This window comes from Phytohabitans maris (genome assembly GCF_031085175.1).
Classification (GTDB): Bacteria; Actinomycetota; Actinomycetes; order Mycobacteriales; family Micromonosporaceae; genus Phytohabitans; species Phytohabitans maris.
Genome location: NZ_JAVHUY010000050.1, coordinates 1 through 19,836, shown reverse-complemented (window position 1 = coordinate 19,836; position 19,836 = coordinate 1). Strand labels below are relative to the sequence as shown.

At 70.8% G+C, this 19,836-nt stretch carries 20 protein-coding genes; 7 read left to right on the top strand and 13 right to left on the bottom strand.

Translation table 11 applies throughout. From position 1 onward, the window contains the following. Window positions 1-9: 9 nt before the first annotated feature. The 6 genes from RB614_RS36560 to RB614_RS36535 all read right to left on the bottom strand — a co-directional run bounded on the left by RB614_RS36560 (window position 10) and on the right by RB614_RS36535 (window position 6,575). The gene (locus RB614_RS36560; RefSeq protein WP_308717276.1) at window positions 10-690 is read right to left on the bottom strand and encodes a cytidine deaminase; all 681 of its coding nucleotides are present in this window, start codon (window positions 688-690) and stop codon (window positions 10-12) included. A 50-nt stretch (window positions 691-740) separates the two neighbouring features. Next, window positions 741-2,012 (bottom strand): ABC transporter permease, encoded by a 1,272-nt coding sequence (locus RB614_RS36555; protein ID WP_308717275.1) that lies wholly within the window; start codon window positions 2,010-2,012, stop codon window positions 741-743. A 5-nt stretch (window positions 2,013-2,017) separates the two neighbouring features. Continuing rightward, the gene (locus RB614_RS36550; protein WP_308717274.1) at window positions 2,018-3,277 is read right to left on the bottom strand and encodes an ABC transporter permease; all 1,260 of its coding nucleotides are present in this window, start codon (window positions 3,275-3,277) and stop codon (window positions 2,018-2,020) included. Then, on the bottom strand, window positions 3,274-4,728 hold the full coding sequence (locus RB614_RS36545) for an ABC transporter ATP-binding protein (protein ID WP_308717321.1): 1,455 nt from the start codon (window positions 4,726-4,728) through the stop codon (window positions 3,274-3,276). Before RB614_RS36545 ends, RB614_RS36550 begins: the two co-directional genes overlap by 4 nt. 125 nt (window positions 4,729-4,853) lie before the next feature. Beyond that, window positions 4,854-5,924, bottom strand: coding sequence for a BMP family lipoprotein (locus tag RB614_RS36540; RefSeq protein WP_308717320.1), 1,071 nt, complete (start codon window positions 5,922-5,924; stop codon window positions 4,854-4,856). Between the two features lie 306 nt (window positions 5,925-6,230). Then, complete coding sequence (locus RB614_RS36535; protein ID WP_308717273.1) at window positions 6,231-6,575, bottom strand: hypothetical protein; 345 nt, start codon at window positions 6,573-6,575, stop codon at window positions 6,231-6,233. Window positions 6,576-6,631: 56 nt separating this feature from the next. Between RB614_RS36535 and RB614_RS36530 the strand changes: the two genes are divergently transcribed. Genes RB614_RS36530 through RB614_RS36520 form a run of 3 tightly spaced genes read left to right on the top strand, consistent with a single transcriptional unit; the run spans window position 6,632 to window position 9,250 of the window. Beyond that, window positions 6,632-7,222: a TetR/AcrR family transcriptional regulator gene (locus tag RB614_RS36530; protein WP_308717272.1), complete on the top strand. Its 591-nt coding sequence runs from the start codon at window positions 6,632-6,634 to the stop codon at window positions 7,220-7,222. Window positions 7,223-7,256: 34 nt separating this feature from the next. Next, window positions 7,257-8,171: a MerR family transcriptional regulator gene (locus RB614_RS36525; protein ID WP_308717271.1), complete on the top strand. Its 915-nt coding sequence runs from the start codon at window positions 7,257-7,259 to the stop codon at window positions 8,169-8,171. Window positions 8,172-8,221: 50 nt separating this feature from the next. Continuing rightward, window positions 8,222-9,250 carry a LacI family DNA-binding transcriptional regulator gene (locus tag RB614_RS36520; protein ID WP_308717270.1) on the top strand — a complete coding sequence of 343 codons (1,029 nt, stop codon included), beginning with the start codon at window positions 8,222-8,224 and terminating at the stop codon, window positions 9,248-9,250. Window positions 9,251-9,406: 156 nt separating this feature from the next. Here the strand turns inward: RB614_RS36520 and RB614_RS36515 are convergent, their stop codons facing one another. From RB614_RS36515 to trpS, 4 genes are read right to left on the bottom strand one after another with little or no spacing between them, the layout of a single operon-like run. Beyond that, a complete protein-coding gene (locus tag RB614_RS36515; RefSeq protein WP_308717269.1) occupies window positions 9,407-9,838 on the bottom strand; it encodes a hypothetical protein in 432 nt (143 codons plus the stop codon). An 8-nt stretch (window positions 9,839-9,846) separates the two neighbouring features. Further along, entirely contained in the window at window positions 9,847-10,767 is a 921-nt protein-coding gene (locus RB614_RS36510) for a YihY/virulence factor BrkB family protein (protein WP_308717268.1), read from the bottom strand. 36 nt (window positions 10,768-10,803) lie between these two features. Then, window positions 10,804-11,337 carry a 2'-5' RNA ligase family protein gene (locus tag RB614_RS36505; protein ID WP_308717267.1) on the bottom strand — a complete coding sequence of 178 codons (534 nt, stop codon included), beginning with the start codon at window positions 11,335-11,337 and terminating at the stop codon, window positions 10,804-10,806. Window positions 11,338-11,340: 3 nt separating this feature from the next. Further along, window positions 11,341-12,366: a tryptophan--tRNA ligase gene (gene trpS / locus RB614_RS36500; protein WP_308717319.1), complete on the bottom strand. Its 1,026-nt coding sequence runs from the start codon at window positions 12,364-12,366 to the stop codon at window positions 11,341-11,343. A 90-nt stretch (window positions 12,367-12,456) separates the two neighbouring features. Here trpS and RB614_RS36495 point away from each other — a divergent pair, with 90 nt between their 5' ends. Then, a complete protein-coding gene (locus RB614_RS36495) occupies window positions 12,457-13,020 on the top strand; it encodes an RNA polymerase sigma factor (RefSeq protein WP_308717266.1) in 564 nt (187 codons plus the stop codon). Beyond that, window positions 13,013-14,203: a sialidase family protein gene (locus RB614_RS36490; RefSeq protein WP_308717265.1), complete on the top strand. Its 1,191-nt coding sequence runs from the start codon at window positions 13,013-13,015 to the stop codon at window positions 14,201-14,203. Before RB614_RS36495 ends, RB614_RS36490 begins: the two co-directional genes overlap by 8 nt. On the opposite strand, the gene RB614_RS36485 is transcribed toward RB614_RS36490, so the two are convergent. Then, complete coding sequence (locus RB614_RS36485) at window positions 14,204-15,199, bottom strand: hemolysin family protein (RefSeq protein WP_308717264.1); 996 nt, start codon at window positions 15,197-15,199, stop codon at window positions 14,204-14,206. A gap of 141 nt (window positions 15,200-15,340) precedes the next feature. Between RB614_RS36485 and galE the strand changes: the two genes are divergently transcribed. Both galE and galK read left to right on the top strand, forming a co-directional pair. Continuing rightward, window positions 15,341-16,315, top strand: a complete 975-nt coding sequence (gene galE, locus RB614_RS36480; RefSeq protein WP_428983182.1) for a UDP-glucose 4-epimerase GalE — start codon at window positions 15,341-15,343, stop codon at window positions 16,313-16,315. Beyond that, on the top strand, window positions 16,312-17,415 hold the full coding sequence (gene galK / locus RB614_RS36475) for a galactokinase (RefSeq protein WP_308717263.1): 1,104 nt from the start codon (window positions 16,312-16,314) through the stop codon (window positions 17,413-17,415). The genes galE and galK overlap by 4 nt, the downstream gene beginning before the upstream one ends. Window positions 17,416-17,686: 271 nt before the next feature. Here galK and RB614_RS36470 read toward each other — a convergent pair whose 3' ends face one another. Together RB614_RS36470 and cysD are read right to left on the bottom strand one after the other, a co-directional pair. Beyond that, on the bottom strand, window positions 17,687-18,970 hold the full coding sequence (locus RB614_RS36470; protein WP_308717262.1) for a sulfate adenylyltransferase subunit 1: 1,284 nt from the start codon (window positions 18,968-18,970) through the stop codon (window positions 17,687-17,689). Then, window positions 18,970-19,836: sulfate adenylyltransferase subunit CysD (gene cysD, locus RB614_RS36465; protein ID WP_308717261.1), on the bottom strand; the 867-nt coding region annotated here is incomplete at its 5' end. The genes cysD and RB614_RS36470, both read right to left, overlap by 1 nt.

Below are 19,836 nucleotides of genomic sequence, written 5' to 3'. Positions count from 1 at the left end.
CGGCGGCGCTCACTCGCTGGGAGGCGGATCGCCCTCGCCGACCCAGCGCATCTTGCCCTCTTCGTCGATCAGCACGACCCGGGGTGTGCGTACCCGTCCCCAGGCGATCGCGTCATCGACGTTGCCCCAGGAGGGGGCCTCCTCCAGGATGCCGGTCTCCTTGCCGTCGGTGCCGGTGGACCGGTCCCAGTACCCGGTCCAGACCCGCTGCCCGGCGGCCAGGTCGGGGTGTACGAAGACGGTGCCGCGACCGCGCCAGCGCAGCAGCCGGCTGGGCACCTTCGGCTCCTTGGACGCCTCGGCCGCCACCAGGTCTTCCGGGCCGAACGCGAACGGCAGCAGCTCGGCGACGCGCAGCGGCCGGGGTACCGCCTCGACCAGGCATTCGGCGCCGCCGTGCTCGTACAGCAGCTGGCGGCAGCGGCCGCAGGGCATCAGCGGCTCGCCGTCGCCACCGACGCAGGAGACCGCGACCAGCCGTCCCCCGCCGGTCGCGTGCAGCGACGAGACCAGTCCACACTCGGCGCAGAGCGTCACGCCGTACGAGGCATTCTCCACGTTGCAGCCGACGACCATCCGCCCGTCGTCGACGAGCCCGGCCACGCCGACCGGGAAGTTCGAGTACGGCGCGTACGCGTTGCGCATGGCTTCCACGGCCGCCGCGCGCAGCCGTTCCCAATCGATCTCCACGTGTCTTTCTTACCCTCCCCCGCGAGCGAAGCTCCTTCCCAGCGCGGTTGTCACCCCTTTATGTACGGCTTGCCGTCAGCCGCGGGGGCCCGCACCCGGCCGACCAGACCGGCGACCGCGAGGATCGTCGCCAGGTACGGCAGCATCGCGAGGAACTGGCTGGGGATGATGCTGTTGATCGCGCCGAGGTAGACGCCGAGCTGGTCGGCGAAGCCGAAGAAGAGCGCGGCGAGCAGCGCCCCGGTCGGGCTCCAGCGGCCGAAGATCAGCGCGGCCAGCGCGATGAAGCCCTTGCCGCCGATCATGTTCTTGGTGAACGAGTAGAGCAGCAGCGTGTACGACGCCCCGCCGATACCGGCCACGACGCCGGCCAGCAGCACGTTGCGGTAGCGCAGGCCGAGCACGCGCACGCCCAGCGTGTCGGCGGCCGTCGGGTGCTCGCCGACCGAGCGGGTGCGCAGCCCCCAGCGGGTGCGGAAGAGCGCGATGTGGACGACGAGCACGAGGATCAGCGCCAGGTACAGGAACAGGTTGCTGCGGAAGAGCGCCGGCCCCAGTACCGGGATGTCCTTGAGCAGCGGGATCTCCCAGCTGCCGAAGTGCGGTGGCTGGTTGTACTTGGCCTGGTCGGTCTGCATCAGCCGCTCGTAGAGGAAGCCGGTGAGGCCGAGCGCGAGCAGGTTGAGCACGATGCCCATGACGACCTGGTCGACCAGGTAGCGGATCGTGAAGATCGCCAGCAGCAGCGAGACGAACGCGCCGCCGATCGCCGCCGCGATCAGCCCGATCCAGGCGCTCGCCGCCATCGTGCCGACCAGCGCCCCGGCGAACGCGCCCATCAGCAGCTGGCCCTCGATCGCCACGTTGACCACGCCGGAGCGCTCGCAGAGCACGCCGGCGAGGGCGCCGAAGATCAGTGGTACGGCCAGCAGGAACGTGCCGCGCACCATGTTGACCAGGGGCATGAAGTTTTGCCCGGCCGGCGCGTCGGAGATCTGCCAGCACAGGAACGACAGGACGAAGCCGACGATCCCCACGCCGAGCAGCCACGGAAACCACCGGTCGGTGAACATCGCGGCGCCCGCGACGGCGGCGATCAGGCCGAACAGGATCGCGCCGAAGGTGCCGTCGATCGAGAGCGCGGCGCCCTGCGCGTCTTCGCTCAGCGTGAAGCGCGCGGTCTGCGAGGTGGCCAGCGCCCCGAACACGATCGCGGCCAGCACACCGGCGGCGGCGAGCCCGACACCGACCTTCCGGGAACGGGTCCAGAAGCCGGTCTCGACCGGCGCGACGGCAATCTCCTCCGCGGTGATCGTGGACACCCCGGTCACCAGCCCTTCGCCAAGCTCGTCGAGAGGCGCGCGGCCCGGGCGGCGCGCAACCGGAAGATCGCCTTTACCAGTGCGGGTGCCGCGATGAAGATGACGATCAGCGCCTGGAGCACGGTGACCAGCTCCAGCGAGATGCTCGATACCGACTGCATGGTGTTGCCGCCGGCCCGCAGCGCGCCGAAGAGCAGCGCGGCGAGCGCGACGCCCCAGGGTCTGACCCGGCCGAGCAGTGCGACCAGAATGCCGTCGAAGCCGATCTGGGCCACGACCAGCGGGGTCAGCGCGTCGGCGGTGGAGCCGACGACCATGTTGGCGCCGCCGAGGCCGGCCAGTGCGCCGGCGATGACCATGACCGAGACGTACGTGGCGGTGACGCTGATGCCGGCCGTACGGGAGGCGTCCGGGTTGTTGCCCACCGCGCGCAGCTCGAAGCCGAGCGTCGAGCGGTTGAGCAGCCAGGCCACGCCCCAGGTGACCAGCACCGCGAGGATGATGCCGGCGTGCACCCGCAGGTTGTCGCCGAGCAGCCGGGGCAGCTGGGCGGAGGAGTCGACCGGCTTGCTGATCGCGTCGGTGCGGTCCGGGTTCTGGATTCCCTTTTGGACGATGATCCAGGTGAGGAAGTAGAGCGCGACGTAGTTGAGCATGATCGTGTTGATCACCTCGTGGGCGCCTGTGCGCGCCTTGAGGAAGCCCGGGATGAACCCCCAGATCGCGCCGCCCAGCGCGCCCGCGAGCAGGGCCACGATCAGGTGGATGACCGGCGGCAGCGGGATCAGGAAGCCGGCCAGCGCGGCCAGGATCACGCCGACGATCGCCTGGCCCTGCGCGCCGATGTTGAAGAGGCCGCCGCGGAAGGCCAGCGCCACCGAGAGGCCGGTGAAGACCAGCGGCGTCGTGTACGTCAGCGTCTCCGAGATCGGCGCGAACACCCGTTCCCAGCTGCCGTCGCCGCTGATCCAGTCGCTGACCGCCGCCGGGTCGACGACCGAGCCCTTGAAGAGGCTGGCGTACGCGTTGCTCACCACGTCCCAGCTCGCCTGCAGCGCGTCGCCGGGGCGGGCGGTGAAGTAGCCGTACTGCGCCATCACGTCGGGGTCGGAGACGATGATCAGGATCCCGCCGATGACCAGTGCGAGCACCACCGCCAGGATCGTGACGGTGACCGTGTTGGCCGCCCAGAGCCCGTGCAGGAAGGCCTCCGCGAAGGACTCCTTGCGCTGCTGCGGGGCTTTCTCCTCGGTCGCGGTGCTCATCCTTCCTCCTGGACGACGCCGGCCATCAGCAGGCCGATCTCCTCGCGCGGGGTGTCGGGCGGGACGACCGCGAGGATCCGTCCCCGGTACATGACAGCGATCCGGTCGGCGAGGCCGATCACCTCGTCGAGCTCGCTCGACACCAGCAGTACGGCGGTGTCGACGCTGCGCTCGTGCACGATCCGGCTGTGGATGAACTCGATCGAGCCGACGTCGACGCCCCGGGTGGGCTGCGCGGCGATGAAGACCTTGAGGGGGCGGGACATCTCCCGGGCCACGATGACCTTTTGCTGGTTGCCGCCGGAGAGCGTGCCGACCGTCGCGTCGTGCGAGGGGGTTCGCACGTCGAACTGGGCGATCCGCTCCTTGGCCGACGCCGCGATCGCGTCCGGCCGGAGCACGCCGCGGGAGCCGAACGGCGGCCGGTCGTAGATGTCCAGCACGAGGTTTTCCGCGACGGTGAACTCTTTGACCAGCCCGTCGACGCTGCGGTCCTCGGGTACGTAGCCGACGCCGGCGTGGAGCACCTTCTTGGCGCTCCAGCCGTCGATCCGCTGGCCGTCGAGGGTGACGGTGCCGGCCAGCACCGGGCGCAGGCCCATGATCGCCTCGACCAGCTCGGTCTGGCCGTTGCCCTGCACGCCGGCGATGCCGAGCACCTCGCCCGCGTGCACCTCGAGGTCGACGCCGGCGACCGCCTGGTGGCCGCGCTCGTCGTTGACGACCAGGCCCTCGACCCGCAGCACCGGCGGGCCCGGCTCCTTGGGGAGCTTGGTGACGGTCAGGCTCACGCTGCGCCCCACCATCAGCGCGGCGAGCTCGTCGCGGCTGGCGTCGGGCGTGGCGGTGGCGACCGTACGGCCGCGGCGGATCACGGTGATCCGGTCGGCGATCGCCTTTACCTCGCCGAGCTTGTGGGTGATGAAGACGATCGACTTGCCGGACTCCTTGAGCGACCGCATGACGGCGAGCAGCTCGTCGGTCTCCTGCGGGGTGAGCACGGCGGTCGGCTCGTCGAGGATGAGCAGGTCGACCTCGCGGGTGAGCGCCTTGACGATCTCGACCCGCTGCTGGATGCCGACCGGCAGGTCCTCGACCACGGCGTCCGGGTCGACCCGCAGGCCGTACCGGGTGGAGACCTCCTCCACCTCGCGGCGCGCGCGGCGGCGGTCGAGGAAGCCGGCGATCCCGCCGCGCACCTTCTCCGCGCCCAGCATCACGTTTTCCGCGACGGTGAAGACCGGTACCAGCATGAAGTGCTGGTGGACCATGCCGATGCCCACGTTGATCGCGTCGCGGGGGCTGCGGATCTGCACCGGCTCGTCGTCGACCAGGATCTCGCCCTCGTCCGGCTGGAGCAGGCCGTAGAGGACGTTCATCAGCGTCGACTTGCCGGCACCGTTTTCGCCCAGCAGGGCGTGTATCTCTCCGGGCTCCACCGTCAGGTCGATGTGGTCGTTGGCGACCAGCTCACCGAACCGCTTGGTGATGCCGCGCAGCTCGAGTTTCAGCGGAACCTCCGGGTGGTAATCAGGGCGTCCCCCTTTTGGAGGACGCCCTGATCGCGAAGGGACGGTTACTTGGGCTGGGCCGCCGAGGTGACCTTGATGGTGCCCGCGATGATGTCCTGCTTGAGCTTGTCGACCTCGGCCTTGAGCTCGGCCGGCACCTTGCTGTCGAACTCGTGGTACGGGGCGAGCGAGACGCCGTTGTTGGCCAGCGTGCCGAGGAAGCCCGGCGAGCTGGGCAGGGCCTCGCCCTTGGCGCCCTTGGAGACGGCGTCCTTCACGGCGTCCGGGATGTTCTTGACGACGGTGGTCAGGAACGTCGAGCAGTACTGCTGCGCGCTCTCGCATCCGTCGACGTCGACCCAGATCACGCTGTACTTGCCGTTGGAGGCCTGCGCGGCCGCGGCGGTACCCAGACCGGCGCCACCGGCGACCGGGAAGACGATGTCGGCGCCCTGGGCGACCAGCGTGTCGCTGACCTTCTTGCCCTCGTCCTGCTTGACGAAGTCGTTGGTGAAGTTGCCCTTCTGGGTGCCCTTGTTCCAGCCGAGCACCTGGACGTTCTTGCTCTTGGCCTGGTTGTAGTGCGCGACGCCGTCGACGAAGCCGTCCATGAAGATGGTCACCGGCGGGATCGGCAGGCCGCCGTACGTGCCGACCTTGCCCGTCTTCGAGTAGCCCGCGGCCAGGTAACCGGCGAGGAACGCGGCCTGCGCGGTGTCGAACTGCATCGGGTAGATGTTGGACACGCCCGGGTTGGAGTCGACGATGCCGAACTGCTGGGTCGTGTTGGCCTGGGCCACCTTCTTCGTGGCATCGGACATGAGGCCGCCGACCGCCAGGATGAAGTTGCACTTCTGCGTCACGAAGCCGGTCAGGTTGGGCTCGTAGTCCGCCTCGGCGCTGGACGCGACGTACTTCGGATCGATGTTGTTATTTTCGCTGGCGGCGGCTTGGACGCCCTTCCAGGCGGAGGTGTTGAACGAACGGTCGTCGATGCCGCCGACGTCGGTAACCATGCAGGCGGTGTACTTCTGAGCGGCAGGGCTCGAGCCACTGCCACCCTCGTCGGGCGCGTCTCCACACGCGGCGGCGCTCAGCGCGAGCCCGCCCACCGCAAACAACGAGACGACCCGCATCCCACGCGCTGAGCGCAAGACGGTCTCCTTCCCCAAAGCTCACCGCAAAGTTTGCGGTGCTTCCACGGTCGGGAGCGTACGCTTCCGTACGCTCGACGGCTGAGATTCGTGCACGGTTGTTGAACCCCTGTTACCCGCCTGTGACCGGCAGGTTCAGAGATCACCAGCCGGAGGTGAGCGGCGTTCCGGGTAGTAGAACAGGCGCCCGAGCGACCGGTAATGCCTGGACCGTCCAAAGGAAACCCTCCGGCGTTCCCGCCGGGTCGTAGGTTTCTCCAAGGTGGGGTCAGGGCTTCTCCGAGGGGATCAGCGCCAGAAGACAGCCACCGCCGCGTTGACCAGCGTGAGTCCGCCGATCGCGAGGAAGTGGCCCTTGTTGACCACCTCGCGCTTGCGGGCGAAGAAGACCATTACGAAGATCATCAGCGCGATGACGAGCTTGACCGCGAGCTTGGCCGGTGCCGGCTCCTCGCCCTCGCCGCGCAGCGGGGCGGCGAGCCCGATGCCGGTGACGAGCTGGATGATCGCGCCCCAGAGGATCGGGGGGTTGATCCGGATCGGCCCCGAGAGGTACTGGACCACCACGCCACCGAGCAGCAGCGCGAAGCCGATCAGGTGGGCGTACAGCAGGATGAGTCGCAGAGCCTCCACGGCCGGTGAGCATACCGTGCCATTCTCCGAATGAGCATTCGTTTTATACTGGCGGCATGCCCCGAGTCTCGGACGAACACCTGGCCGCGCGGCGGCAGCAGATCCTCGACGCCGCCCACGCCTGCTTCAGCCGCAACGGCTTCCACAACACCTCGATGCAGGACGTGATCGCCGAGGCCGGGCTGTCGGTCGGTGCCGTCTACCGCTACTTCAAGAGCAAGAACGACCTGATCACCGCGATCGCGGAAGGCGCGCTGGAGGGCGCCGGGGAGGTGTTCGCCGAGCTCGCGGCACACGAGCCGCCGCTGCCGCTGGCCGAGGCGATGGACCGCGCGCTGGGCTTCGCCGACTCGCAGACCGGGCCGCGGGGCGCGCTGCGGATCGCGATCCAGGTGTGGGCCGAGTCCTTGCGCGACCCGGCGCTGGCGGGGTTCGTGGCGGAGAAGTACGGGCGCTTCCGCGGGCTCTTCGCCACGCTGGCCCGCCGCGCGCAGGAGGCCGGCGAGCTGCCGCCCGACGCCGACACCGAGGCGATCGGCGCCGCGCTCTTCGGCATGATCCCCGGCTTCGCGCTCCAGCGCATCCTCGCCAACGGCCCGGACCGCAAGACGTACGCGGACGCGCTGCGGGTGCTCTTAAAGGGTTGAATCTCCCGTGGCTGGAGGTCCCACGATCGGTCTCATGCACATCGGAGAGCTCGCTCGCCGCACCGGCCTGTCGGTGAAGACCGTCCGGTACTACTCCGACCTCGGGCTGGTTCCCGAGGCGGCGCGGACCCGGACCGGACACCGGCGGTACGACGCGGAGAGCGCGCTGCGCCTCGACTTCGTCCGCACGCTGCGCGAGCTCGGCCTCGACCTGGCGACCATCCGCCGCCTGCTGGACCGGGAGGCCGACCTGCGCAGCGTCGCGGCCCGCCACGCGGAGGCGATCGGGGCGCAGATCCGGGTGCTGCGCGTACAGCGAGCGGTGCTGCGCGCGCTGGCCAGGCATGAGCCCACACCACAGGAGGTGGACCGGATGAACCGCATCGCGCGCGCCACGGCCGAGGAGCGCCGCCGCATCATCGCCGAGTTCTTCGACAGCGTCTTCGAAGGCATACCGGTGGACCCCGAGTTCGAGGGGCGGATGCGCTCGGTGGCGCCCGAGCTGCCCGACGAGCCCACGGACGAGCAGGTCGACGCCTGGCTGGAGCTGCACGAGCTGGTCAGCGACCCGGACTTCCGGGCGCTGCTGCGGCGGATGAGCGAGGGGACGTTCGGCGGCGCGGCACCGGCGCCCCCGGCCGTCGGGGCGCAGACCGCCGAGCTGATCACGGAGAAGGTGGGTGCGGCGGTCACGGCCGGCATCGACCCGGCCTCCGCGGCGGCGGCGCCCGTCGTGGACGACCTCCTCGCCGCGATGGCCGGCGCGTCCGGCCGTTCCGACCTGCCCGAGTACCGTCGGGAAGTGCTCGCCGCACTCGAATCCTCGACCGATCCCCGCCCGGAGCGGTACTGGCAGCTCATGGGGATCATCAACGGCTGGCCGCCGATCCCGACCCAGACGCCGCTCTACGTCTGGCTGCGGGACGCCCTGCGGGTGGCGGTGGCGTAGCAAGCTCTTGCGCGCAGCGTAAGAAGTTGCCGTTGCGCTAGCGTGTTCGCATGGCGGCACGACTGCTCGACATCGCCCAGCAGGCCGGGGTCAGCGAGGCCACCGTGTCCCGCGTCCTCAACGACCGGCCGGGCGTGTCGACCGAAACCCGCCAGGCGGTGCTGACGGCGCTGGACGTCCTCGGCTACGAGCGTCCGGCCCGGCTGCGCAAGCGCAGCGCCGGCCTGGTGGGCCTGGTCGTGCCCGAGCTGGACAACCCGATCTTCCCGGCGTTCGCCCAGATCATCGAGTCCAACCTGGCCCAGAGCGGCTACACACCGGTGCTGTGCACGCAGACGCCGGGCGGGGTGACCGAGGACGAGTACGTGGAGATGCTGCTCGACCGCCAGGTCTCCGGCATCGTCTTCGTCTCCGGCCTGCACGCGGACACCAGCGCCGACCACGAGCGCTACCGCCGGCTGCTCGCCCGGCCGCTGCCGATCGTGCTGGTCAACGGGTACGCCGCGGGGATCGACGCGCCGTTCGTCTCGTGCGACGACGGCGCGGCCGGCGAGCTCGGGGTGGCGCACCTCGTCGCGCTGGGCCACAAGCGGATCGGCCTGATCTCCGGCCCGCGCCGCTTCGTGCCGGTACAGCGCAAGATCGCCGGGTACCGCGCGACGGTGAAGAAGCTCGCCGGGCTCGACGACGCGGCGATCGACGAGCTGATCTCGCTCTCGCTCTTCGGCGTCGAGGGTGGCCAGGCCGCCGCCGGGCGCCTCTTCGACCAGGGCGTGACCGGCGTCGTCTGCGGCTCCGACCTGATGGCGCTCGGCGCGATCCGGGCCGCCCGCCAGCGTGGACTCGCCATCCCGGGAGACGTCTCCGTGGTCGGGTACGACGACTCGCCGCTGATCGCGTTCACCGACCCGCCGCTGACGACCGTGCGCCAGCCGGTGACCGCGATGGCGGTGGCGGCCGTACGGGCGCTGATCGACGAGATCAACGGCCACGGCACCCACCGCTCCGAGTACGTCTTCCGCCCCGAGCTCGTGGTCCGCTCCTCGACCGGCGCGGCTCCGCTGCCGGTGCCCGCCTAGCCCGCCCACATGGCAGTGGACCGGCCCGCCTTTCGGCAGGTCGGCCCACTTGCGGGGAGGAACGTGGCTCCCGGTGGCCCGTGGCGGCCCGGGAGCCACCTTTTCCTCAGCCGCCCGCCGGCGCGGAGCGCGACGAACGACCGGGCTTGTTTGGTCCTACCCCGCTAGCCGGGCGGCTATGCGTGTCATGCCGGCCCGTACCTCCTCCGGGGGCGGCGGTGGGGAGGCCTCGACCATCTGGTCCTCGTCCACGGCGTCGGCGCCGTTCAGGGTGAGCTCGTCGTAGTCCTCGAAGTCCGCGGCGTCGTCGGCCGTGGCGCGTTCGTCCTCGGCCGCCATCCGGGCCGCGGCGATCTCGCCCTGGATCTCCTCGACGGTCACGTGTGGCAGCAGTGGCTCCACGACCGCCATCAGGTCTTCGTCCGCGACCACCGACTCGGCCAGGGCGAGCGCGTGCGGGCGCTCGTACGGGCCGCAGACCACCGGCTCCCACTCCTCGGCGTCGCCGAGCGGGCCGAACGTCACGATCCACGGCAGCTCAAGTGCCGGCGAGTCCTCCGGCAGCTCCAATGTCACCAGCGCCCCCATTCCAGTCATCATGAGGTGTCTGGGCGCCGCGGATCCTCGTTTTCGGACAAATCAGTGCCAGTCGGGCCACCAGCCGCGAGGTCGGTCACCTCGCCGTGGCCGCTGGTGGCGGCCAGGGCGGCACCGAGCAGCAGCAGCTGGTTGAGCAGGTACAGGTAGAGCAGCAGGCCGACCGCGCCGGTGACCACTGTGTACGCGGGGTTGCGGTCGACCCGGATCACGTACTCCCGGCCGGCGCTGTTGAGGACCGTGATGCCGACCGCGACCACGAGCACCGACGGGTAGAGCCGCCGCAGCGGCATGCGCAGCCGCGGGATCACCACGAGCAGCGCGGTCGCCAGCACCACGTTGAACGCCACGGTCAGCACCCAGCCGACGATGGTGAGCAGGAGCCCGTCCTGGCCGACCAGCCACCGCAGCAGCGCCTCGACCGCGTCGGCGGCGGCCACCGAGATCGCCAGGAGCAGGAACACCACGATCAGCACGGCCAGGTCGAGGACCCGCCGGACCACGAGGTTGCCCGGCTGCTGCGGCACCCCGTACAGGGCGCGCTGCGAGGAGCGGATCGCCTCCACCCAGCCGATCCCGGTGAACACCAGAGTGAGCAGGCCGACGGCGCCGATCGTGCCGCTGCTCTCCTGGATCTGCTGGAGCTGCAGGAACGGCAGGTTTTGGCTGAGGAAGTCGTCGACCGCGTCCCGCAGCGGCTCACTCCGGTTGAGCACGAAGCCGAAGGCCCAGTACGCCACCAGGCCGAGCGCGAAGACCGCGAAGAACCCGTAGTAGGCGATCGCCGCCGCCAGCCGACCGCCCAGCACCGCGCCGTACCGGTCGAGCGCCCGGTACACGTGGTCGAACGCCCGGGAACGGCGGCGGGCGGCGTCGAGCCGCCCGTTGATGCCCGCTTCCACCCGGGCGACGATGTTCACGCCGACATCCTGACGGATGCGCGCACGACGCGCCCGTCACCTGCCCAGACGAAAGTCCCTCCGGGGCCGCCACCGCGCCTCGCCGGTGTGCGAGAAGAGGGTGAATGCGTCCACGGTGAACAGTGCCGAGAAGCCGGCCAGGTCCTCGTACACCGCGTCGAGGGCCTCGGGCGACACGTCCTGCGCGACGGTGACGTGCGGGTGGTACGGAAAGCGCAGCTCCCGGTGGATGTCGCCGGTCTTGCCGATCGCGGCGGCGAGCAGCTCGCACTCGCTGATGCCGGCCGCCACGACGACGAAGACCACCTCGGTGAGCGGCCGGAACGTGCCGGTGCCGCGCAGATGCAGCGCGAACGGCGGCTGCGTGGCTGCCACCGCGGCGAGGTGCTCCTCGATCGCGGGCAGCCGGTCGGGCTCGATCTCGGTCGGCCCGAGGAGGGTCAGATGCGCCGGTACGTACGCGGCCTGCGGGTCACCCGCATCGGCGCGGCGGCGGGTGAGGAGGCTCCCCCACGGCTCCGGGATGTCGATGGCCACCCCGATCCGGGTGACCCGGTCATCGGCGGACACCTGTTACGCGTTTCGCGCCGGCGACAAGAACCCGACCCGCTCGTACGCCAGCCGCAGCGTCTCGGCGGCGACCGCGCGGGCCTTCTCCGCGCCGATCGCGAGCAGCTTGTCGAGCTGGGCGGGGTCGTCGAGGTACGCCCGGGTGCGCTCCTGCACCGGCTTGACGAACTCGACCACCACCTCGGCGAGATCCCTCTTGAGGTCGCCGTAGCCCTTGCCGTCGTACGCGGCGACGAGGTCGTCGATCGTGCGGCCGGTGAGCGCCGAGAAGATCGTCAGCAGGTTGGAGACGCCGGGCTTGGCCTCCGGTTCGAAGATGATCTCGCGACCGGTGTCGGTGACCGCCGAGCGGATCTTCTTCGCCGAGCGGGCCGGGTCGTCCAGCAGCTCGATGATGCCGGCCGGCGACGAGGCCGACTTGGACATCTTGGCGGTCGGCTCCTGCAGGTCGGTGATCTTGGCGGTGTCGCGCACGATGTACGGCGCGGGCACGGTGAACGTCTTGCCGAACAGCCCGTTGAAGCGCTGCGCCAGGTCGCGGGTCAGCTCCAGGTGCTGCCGCTGGTCTTCGCCGACCGGCACCGCGTCGGCCTGGTAGAGCAGGATGTCGGCGGCCTGCAGGATCGGGTACGTGAACAGGCCGACGCTGGCCCGGTCGGCGCCCTGCTTGGCCGACTTGTCCTTGAACTGGGTCATCCGGCTCGCCTCGCCGAACCCGGTGATGCAGCTCAGCACCCAGCTCAGCTGCGGGTGCTCGGGCACATGCGACTGCACGAAGAGCGTGCAGCGCTCGGGGTCGAGGCCGGCCGCGAGGAGCTGGGCCGCCGAGAGCCGGGTGCGCTGGCGCAGCTGGGCGGGGTCGTGGCCCATCGTGATCGCGTGCAGGTCGACGACGCAGTAGAACGTGTCGTGCGTCTCCTGCATCGCGACCCAGTTGCGCACCGCGCCGAGATAGTTGCCCAGATGGAACGAGTCGGCGGTCGGCTGGATGCCGGAAAGCACCCGGGGGCGGGGGGTTGCGTCAGACACCGACATGCCGGCCATTCTGACAGGAGCGGCCGGAACCACCGAAGCCGGCCAGGGCTCATACCCCACAGAACGCACAGAGGGCGGTGATGGGTGCCGGGACGGGACGCGCGGGCGGCGGCGGAACAGGCGATCGGTGAGCTGTACCACGCCTGTTACCGACGCCTTGTCGCGCAGGTCTACGCCTTCACGACCGATCTGACGGAGGCGCAGGACGTGGTGCAGGAGGCATTCGCCCGGGCGCTGGCCCGGCCGCACGGGCTGGCCGGCGTGGACAACCCGGAGGCGTGGCTGCGGACGGTGGCGGTCAACGTGGTCCGCCGGCGGTGGCGGCGCCGCAAGCTGCTCGACACGATCCTGCTCCGCGACCGCCCGGTGACCCGTACGGTCGAGCCGGCTCCGGGGCCCGAGCGGGCCGACCTGCGGGAGGCGCTCGCCGGCATCCCCATCGCGTACCGCGAGGTGATCGTGCTGCACTACTTCGCCGACCTGCCGGTCGAGGAGGTGGCGGCGGTGCTGGCGGTACCCGTCGGCACGGTGAAGTCCCGCCTGTCCCGGGGCCGGGCGGCGCTCGCCGAGCGGCTCGGCGACTACCGCGACCTGCGACCCGCCCGAGCTCCGGACGGCCCCGCCCCCTCGGAGGTGGCCCGTGCCTGAGCTGGAGACCCGGCTGGCCCGCGAGCGGGAAGACCTGCTCGACGCGATCGAGCAGCCGCCACTGGAACGGATCGGCGCGCGGGCGGCCACGGTGCGGCGCCGGCGGGGGGCCCGGCGCGCCGGCGCGGCAGTGGCGCTGCTCGCGGTGGCCGGCCTCGCCGCGCTCCGGCCGTGGAGCGGCGACCCGCCACCCCCGCCGCCGGTCGCCGACCCCGCGCCCGGCGTCGTCTACACCGACGCCGGCATCACGATCAACGGCCTGACCGGCGACGGGTACATCGACCCGCGCGGGTGGATCACCGACGTGGAGTTCGCCGACCCCGACCACGGGTACGCGCTGGTCCAGTGCCGGGCCGGCGAGGAACCCTGCCCGCCGAGCCTCGCCCGCTCCACCGACGGGGGCATCACCTGGACGCTCGCCACGATGCCGCCGGCTCCGGGTGCCGGCCTTGACCTCACCGCGTTTCCGGACGGGCGGCTCCTCCTCGGCGGGTACGTCAGCACGGACGGTGGGCGGACCTGGCAGGCCACCGCCCGCCCCGGCGGCCCGGCGACCGCGGTCGGCGACGGCCAGCTGCTGCGGCTCGGCGGCGGCGCGGTCGAGGTCTGGAGCTCGATGTACGGCCGGCGCGGCGAACTCGTCACGCAGCCGGCGGGCGTGACCGTCACCTGGGTCGCCGGCGCTCCCACTGCGGCCGGCGCCTGGTGGGTCGGCGGCACCCGGAACGGCGCGCCGGCGGTGGCGGTCACCCGCGACGCCGGCCGCAGCTGGGAGGTACATCCGCTCGCCGCGGCCGGCTCGACCGCGCAGGTGTCGGTGCTCGGCGAGCACGTGTACGCGACGGTGCTGGGCGCCGGCCGGGCGATCTCGGCGATCTTCCTGTCGACCGACTCCGGCCGCCGGTTCACGCCTACGACTCCCGGCCCGGTCGCCACCCCGGCGGGGCTGGCCGGCGAGGCGGTGCCGCTGCTCGACGGGCGGCTGCTGGTCACCGGCACCGACCAGAAGTGGTACGTCAGCGAGGACGACGGGCGCACGTTCGCCCAGGCGGACGGCTCGCTTCCCGCCGTCGGGCCGATCGTCCGCACGCCCGCCGGCTACGTCGCGTACGACCTGTTCGGCTCGGACTGGGCCGCGTTTTCGGCGGACGGCTCGACGTGGCGCAAGCTCCAGGTGAACTAGCTACGCGTTTTCGGTGATCGTGACCTCGATCGGGACGCGGGTCGCCGGTACGGGCGCGGCGAGCGGCGCGTGGGCGGCGATCGCCACCCGGGCGACCCGGCGGCCGTCGAGCTCCAGCACGCGCAGGCGCCACGCGGCCGGCTCGCCGTCGTCGTCTTCGGGCACCACGGCGGTCACCTCGTCGCCCACCAGCGGGAGCCGGCCCAGCCGCGCCATCACGAAGCCGCCCACCGTCTCGTACGGGCCGGTGGGCAGCGGGAAGCCGGCGCGCTCGGCGAAGTCGGCGAGGTTGAGGCGGCCGTCGACCTCGGCGCCCGCGGCGGCCGGGTCGGGCGCGGCGTCGTACTCGTCGTGGATCTCGCCGACCAGCTCCTCGATGAGGTCTTCGAGGGTGACGATGCCGGCCGTCCCGCCGTACTCGTCGACGACCACCGCCAGGTGGTGCCGCTCCCGGCGCATCTCGGAGAGGGCGGCGAGCACCCGCTTGCTGCCGGGCAGCCGCTTGACCTCGCGGGTCAGCTCCCGCACCGTACCCCGCCCGTCGCCCGGGGGCCGGATGAGCAGGTCACGCAGGTGGACGAAACCCACGACGTCATCGTGTGTGCCATCGATTACCGGGTAACGGGTGTGTGTCTCCGCCCGTACCATCTGGGCCGCCTCGTCAAGGGTGAGCCCGGCGTCGAGAAAGGTTACGTCGGTGCGTGGCATCATCACCTCGCGGACCAGGCTGGCGCCCGCGGTGAGCACCTCGTCGATGATCCGGCGCTCCACCGGGTCGAGCAGGGTGTTGGCCGCGATCAGGTCACGCAGCTCGGCCTCGCTGATCCGCTCGCGGCCGGCCGTGCGGCCGGCGCCGAGCACTCCGGCGACCGCGTCGGCCAGCCGGATCACGATCCGGGCGGCGGCTCGCCTGACCGGACCGGGCTCTCGTCGGGGACGCCCCGACGTCCTGGTATGTCGTCGGGGCCCGGCGTTTCCGCCGCCCGTGTCCTGCATGGGGAAATGGTAGACAGGCGCGGGCACCGTGTGCTTTCCCAGCCAGTGTTCGAACTTGTTTACTCTTGGGCGAATCTGGTGGAATAGTGGAGGCCGTAGCGTTGCCCACGGCAGCACATCAAGAGAGTTGAGAGGCCACCAGTGAAACTGCTCGTCACCGGCGGCGCCGGATACGTCGGCAGCGTCGTCAGCCGGATGCTCCTCGACGCCGGCCACGAGGTGGTCGTCCTCGACGACCTGCGCACCGGTCACGCGGTCGCGATCGCGCCCGAGGCCACGTTCGTGCGCGCGTCGATCCACGACGCGGCGCGGGTGCTCACCCCGGAGGCCGGCTTCGACGGCGTGCTCCACTTCGCCGGGCTGATCGCCGCCGGCGAGTCGATGGTCAAGCCCGAGCTGTACTGGGACGCCAACGTGGTCGGCTCGCTCGCCCTGCTCGACGCGGTGCGCGCGGCCGGCGTGCGCCGGTTCGTCTTCTCCTCCACCGCCGCCGTCTACGGCAACCCGACCGAGCTGCCCATCCGGGAGACGGCGGTCAAGCACCCCACGAGCACGTACGGGTCGACGAAGCTCGCCTTCGACCTGGCGCTGACCTCGGAGGCGTTCGCGCACGAGCTGGCCGCGGTGTCGCTGCGCTACTTCAACGTGGCCGGCGCCTACCTGCGCCCCGGCGTGTCGATCGGTGAGCGGCATGAGCCGGAGACCCACCTGATCCCGATCGCGCTGCGGGTCGCCGCCGGCAAGCGCGACAAGCTGCAGCTCTTCGGCGACGACTACCCCACCGACGACGGCACCTGCGTGCGCGACTACATCCACGTCGAAGACCTCGCCCGCGCCCACCTGCTGGCGCTGGACGTGGCCACGCCCAGCGAGCACAAGATCTACAACCTGGGCAACGGCGCCGGCTTCTCCAACCGGCAGGTGGTCGACGTGGTCCGCGAGGTCACCGACCACCCGCTCCCGGTCGAGATCGCGCCCCGCCGCTCTGGCGACCCGGCCGCGCTGGTGGCCTCGTCCGAGCTGGCCCGCCAGGAGCTCGGCTGGGTGCCGGCCAAGCCGACGCTGCACGACATGGTCTCCGACGCGTGGGCCTTCTACCGCGAGCACGTGTCGTGAAGCAGTTCGTCGCGGTCTACGGCGCCGAGCCCGAGGGCGTGTGGGCGGCGCCCGGGCGGGTCAACCTGATCGGCGAGCACACCGACTACAACGACGGTTTCGTGCTCCCGTTCGCGCTACCGCAGCGCACCGTCGTCGGCGCGTCCCGCGTCGACACTCCGGAGTGGACGGTCTGGTCCGAGCAGACCGGTGAGCGGATCACGTTCGACCTCTCCGAGCACGTCGCCGGCTGGGCCGCGTACGTGGCCGGCGTGGTCTGGGTCCTGCGCGAGGCCGGCTTCGACGTGCCCGGCGCCCGCATGGCCCTCACCTCCGACGTCCCGCTGGGCGCCGGCCTGTCGTCGTCGGCCGCGCTGGAGTCCTCTGTGCTCACCGCGCTCGCCGACCTGGGCGGCCTGGACCTGCCGGTGGACGAGCGCCCGGCGCTGGCCCAGCGCGCGGAGAACGACTACGCCGGCATGCCCTGCGGCATCATGGACCAGTCCGCGTCGATCCGCTGCCGCGCGGGGCACGCGCTCTTCCTGGACTGCCGCACACTCGAGGTGGAGCACATCCCGTTCGACGTCGCGGCGGCCGGCCTCGCGGTCCTGGTCATCGACACGAAGGCACCCCACCGCCACGTCACCGGCGAGTACGCGGCCCGCCGCACCACCTGCGAGGAAGCCGCCCACGCGCTCGGCATCCCGGCGCTGCGCGACGCGACACTCGCCATGGTGGCCGACCTCGCCGACCCGGTGCAGCAGCGGCGGGCCCGGCACGTGGTGACCGAAGACCAGCGGGTACTGGACACGGTGGCCCTGCTCCGCGACGGCCGGGTACGCGAGATCGGCCCGCTGATGACCGCCTCGCACGCCTCCATGCGCGACGACTTCGAGATCACCGTCCCCGAGGTCGACACGGCCGTGGAGGCAGCCCTCTCCGCCGGCGCCTACGGCGCCCGCATGACCGGCGGCGGCTTCGGAGGCTGCGTACTGGCCCTGGTCGACGCGGACGCGACAAACAAGGTGACCAGCGCGGTCACCGACGCCTTCGCAGCCTGCGGCTACACCCCGCCAGAACCCTTCGTCGCCATCCCCGGCCCAGGCGCCACCCGCCTGTAGCCCGCCCGCCCCTCCGCCCACCCGGCTCCCACTAGCCGTCGCGAACCCACCCGCGGCGACCCACCAGGTCCGGGCGGCCGGGGCTCGGGCGCCGGTCCCGGGGCCGGCCGGGTGGTTGTCTGAAGCGGCTCTGGAGTTGCCCTGTTTGTGCGTGCAGGTTGAGAGCTTTCTGGATTGACGACCGGCGGTCGCTGTCGGAGGGGGCCGTTCGGCTGATCGCCGCTGGTAGGGCTGTCGGATGGGGTGCGGCTGCGGGGTTGTGGTGTGGGGGTTAGGTGGTTTCGGTGATCATGGCGGCGGCGGCGGTGCGGTTGGTGGTTTCGTCGATGAGGATGAGGCCGCCGGTGGTGCGGTTGCGGCGGTATGGGTCGGCGAGTAGGGGGATGGTGGTGCGTAGGCGGATGCGGCCGATTTCGTTGAGGCCGAGTTGGGTGGCGGTTTCGTCGCGGTGGAGGGTGTTGACGTCGAGGCGGTACTGGAGGCTGCGGATGATGGCGCGGGCGGTGCGGGTGGTGTGTTTGACGGTGTATTTGCCGCCGACGGTGAGGGGGCGGGTTTCGTCCATCCAGCAGATCATGGCGTCGATGTCTTGGGTGGTGGTGGGGGCGTTGTGGGGGCGGCAGATGAGGTCGCCGCGGGAGATGTCGATTTCGTCTTGGAGGCGGATGGTGACGGACATGGGTGGGTAGGCCTCGGTGACGGGGCCGTCGGCGGTGTCGATGCTGGTGATGCGGCTGGTGAAGCCGGAGGGTAGGACCATGATCTCGTCGCCGGGTTTGAGGACGCCGGAGGCGACCTGGCCGGCGTAGCCGCGGTAGTCGGTGATGGTGGTGGATTGGGGGCGGATGACGTATTGGACGGGGAAGCGGACGTCGACCAGGTTGCGGTCGGAGGCGATGTGGACGTGTTCGAGGTGGTGTAGCAGGGAGGGGCCTTCGTACCAGGGGCTGTGCTCGGAGCGGGTGACGATGTTGTCGCCGTGTAGGGCGGAGATGGGGATGACGGTCAGGTCGGGGGCTTCGAGTTTGGCGGCGAAGGAGGTGAACTCGTCGGCGATGCGTTCGTAGACCTGTTGGGACCAGTCGACCAGGTCCATTTTGTTGACGCACAGCACGAGGTGGGGCACGCGTAGCAGCGAGCACAGGAACGCGTGCCGGCGGGATTGTTCGACCAGGCCTTTACGGGCGTCGACCAGGATCAGGGCCAGGTCGGCGGTGGAGGCGCCGGTGACCATGTTGCGGGTGTACTGGATGTGGCCGGGGGTGTCGGCGATGATGAACTTGCGCCGCGGGGTGGCGAAGTAGCGGTAGGCCACGTCGATGGTGATGCCCTGTTCGCGTTCGGCGCGGAGCCCGTCGGTGAGCAGGGCCAGGTTGGTGTACTCGTCCCCGCGGGCGGCGCTGACCGCCTCGACCGCCTCCAACTGGTCGGTGAACAGCGACTTGGTGTCGTACAGCAGCCGACCGATCAACGTCGACTTGCCGTCATCGACGCTACCGGCGGTCGCGAACCGCAGCAGGTCCATCGTGCGGGTCTCCAGCACGGGCACGCTCATCAGAAGTAGCCTTCCCGCTTACGGTCTTCCATCGCCGCCTCGCTGACCCGGTCGTCGCCGCGGGTCGCGCCGCGTTCGGTGATCCGCGTGGCGGCGACCTCCTCGATCACCGCGGCCACCGTGTCCGCCCGCGAACGGACCGCCGCCGTGCAGGAGGCGTCACCGACCGTGCGGTACCGGACCGTCTCGGTGAACACGATCTCGCCGGGGCGGGCCGCCAAGAACTCGTTGACCGCGTACAACATCCCGGCCCGATCCACCACCTCACGCTCATGCGCGTAGTAGATCTCCGGCAACGCCAACCCCTCGGCGGCGATGTAGTGCCACACGTCCAACTCGGTCCAGTTCGACAACGGGAACACCCGGATCGACTCACCCGGATGGTGCCGACCGTTGTACAACGACCACAACTCCGGCCGCTGGTTCTTCGGATCCCACTGCCCGAAATCATCCCGGAACGAGAACACCCGCTCCTTGGCCCGAGCCTTCTCCTCGTCCCGCCGCGCCCCACCAAACAACGCATCAAACCGGTACTTTTCCACCGCCGCCAGCAACACCGGCGTCTGGATCCGGTTACGCGAACCATCCCCCGACTCCCGCACCAACCCCGCCTCCAGGGCCTCCGGGACGCTGGCCACCACCAACTGCAAGCCCAACCCAGCCACCCGCGCATCCCGGAACGCGATCACCTCCGGAAAATTGTGACCGGTATCCACATGCATCACCGGAAACGGAACCCGCGCCGGCGCGAACGCCTTCTCCGCCAACCGCAGCATCACGATCGAGTCTTTACCACCCGAAAACAACAACACCGGCCGCTCCAACTCAGCGACCACCTCACGCATGATGAAGATGCTCTCGGCCTC

Bases quoted from the DNA above. Each gene is read 5' to 3' on its own strand.
- RB614_RS36485 (WP_308717264.1), bottom strand. From the start codon at position 15,199: ATGCAGGACACGGGCGGCGGAAACGCCGGGCCCCGACGACATACCAGG.
- RB614_RS36525 (WP_308717271.1), top strand. From the start codon at position 7,257: ATGCACATCGGAGAGCTCGCTCGCCGCACCGGCCTGTCGGTGAAGACC.
- RB614_RS36540 (WP_308717320.1), bottom strand. From the start codon at position 5,924: ATGCGGGTCGTCTCGTTGTTTGCGGTGGGCGGGCTCGCGCTGAGCGCC.
- RB614_RS36470 (WP_308717262.1), bottom strand. From the start codon at position 18,970: ATGAGCGTGCCCGTGCTGGAGACCCGCACGATGGACCTGCTGCGGTTC.
- RB614_RS36550 (WP_308717274.1), bottom strand. From the start codon at position 3,277: ATGAGCACCGCGACCGAGGAGAAAGCCCCGCAGCAGCGCAAGGAGTCC.
- RB614_RS36530 (WP_308717272.1), top strand. From the start codon at position 6,632: ATGCCCCGAGTCTCGGACGAACACCTGGCCGCGCGGCGGCAGCAGATC.
- RB614_RS36520 (WP_308717270.1), top strand. From the start codon at position 8,222: ATGGCGGCACGACTGCTCGACATCGCCCAGCAGGCCGGGGTCAGCGAG.
- RB614_RS36515 (WP_308717269.1), bottom strand. From the start codon at position 9,838: ATGGGGGCGCTGGTGACATTGGAGCTGCCGGAGGACTCGCCGGCACTT.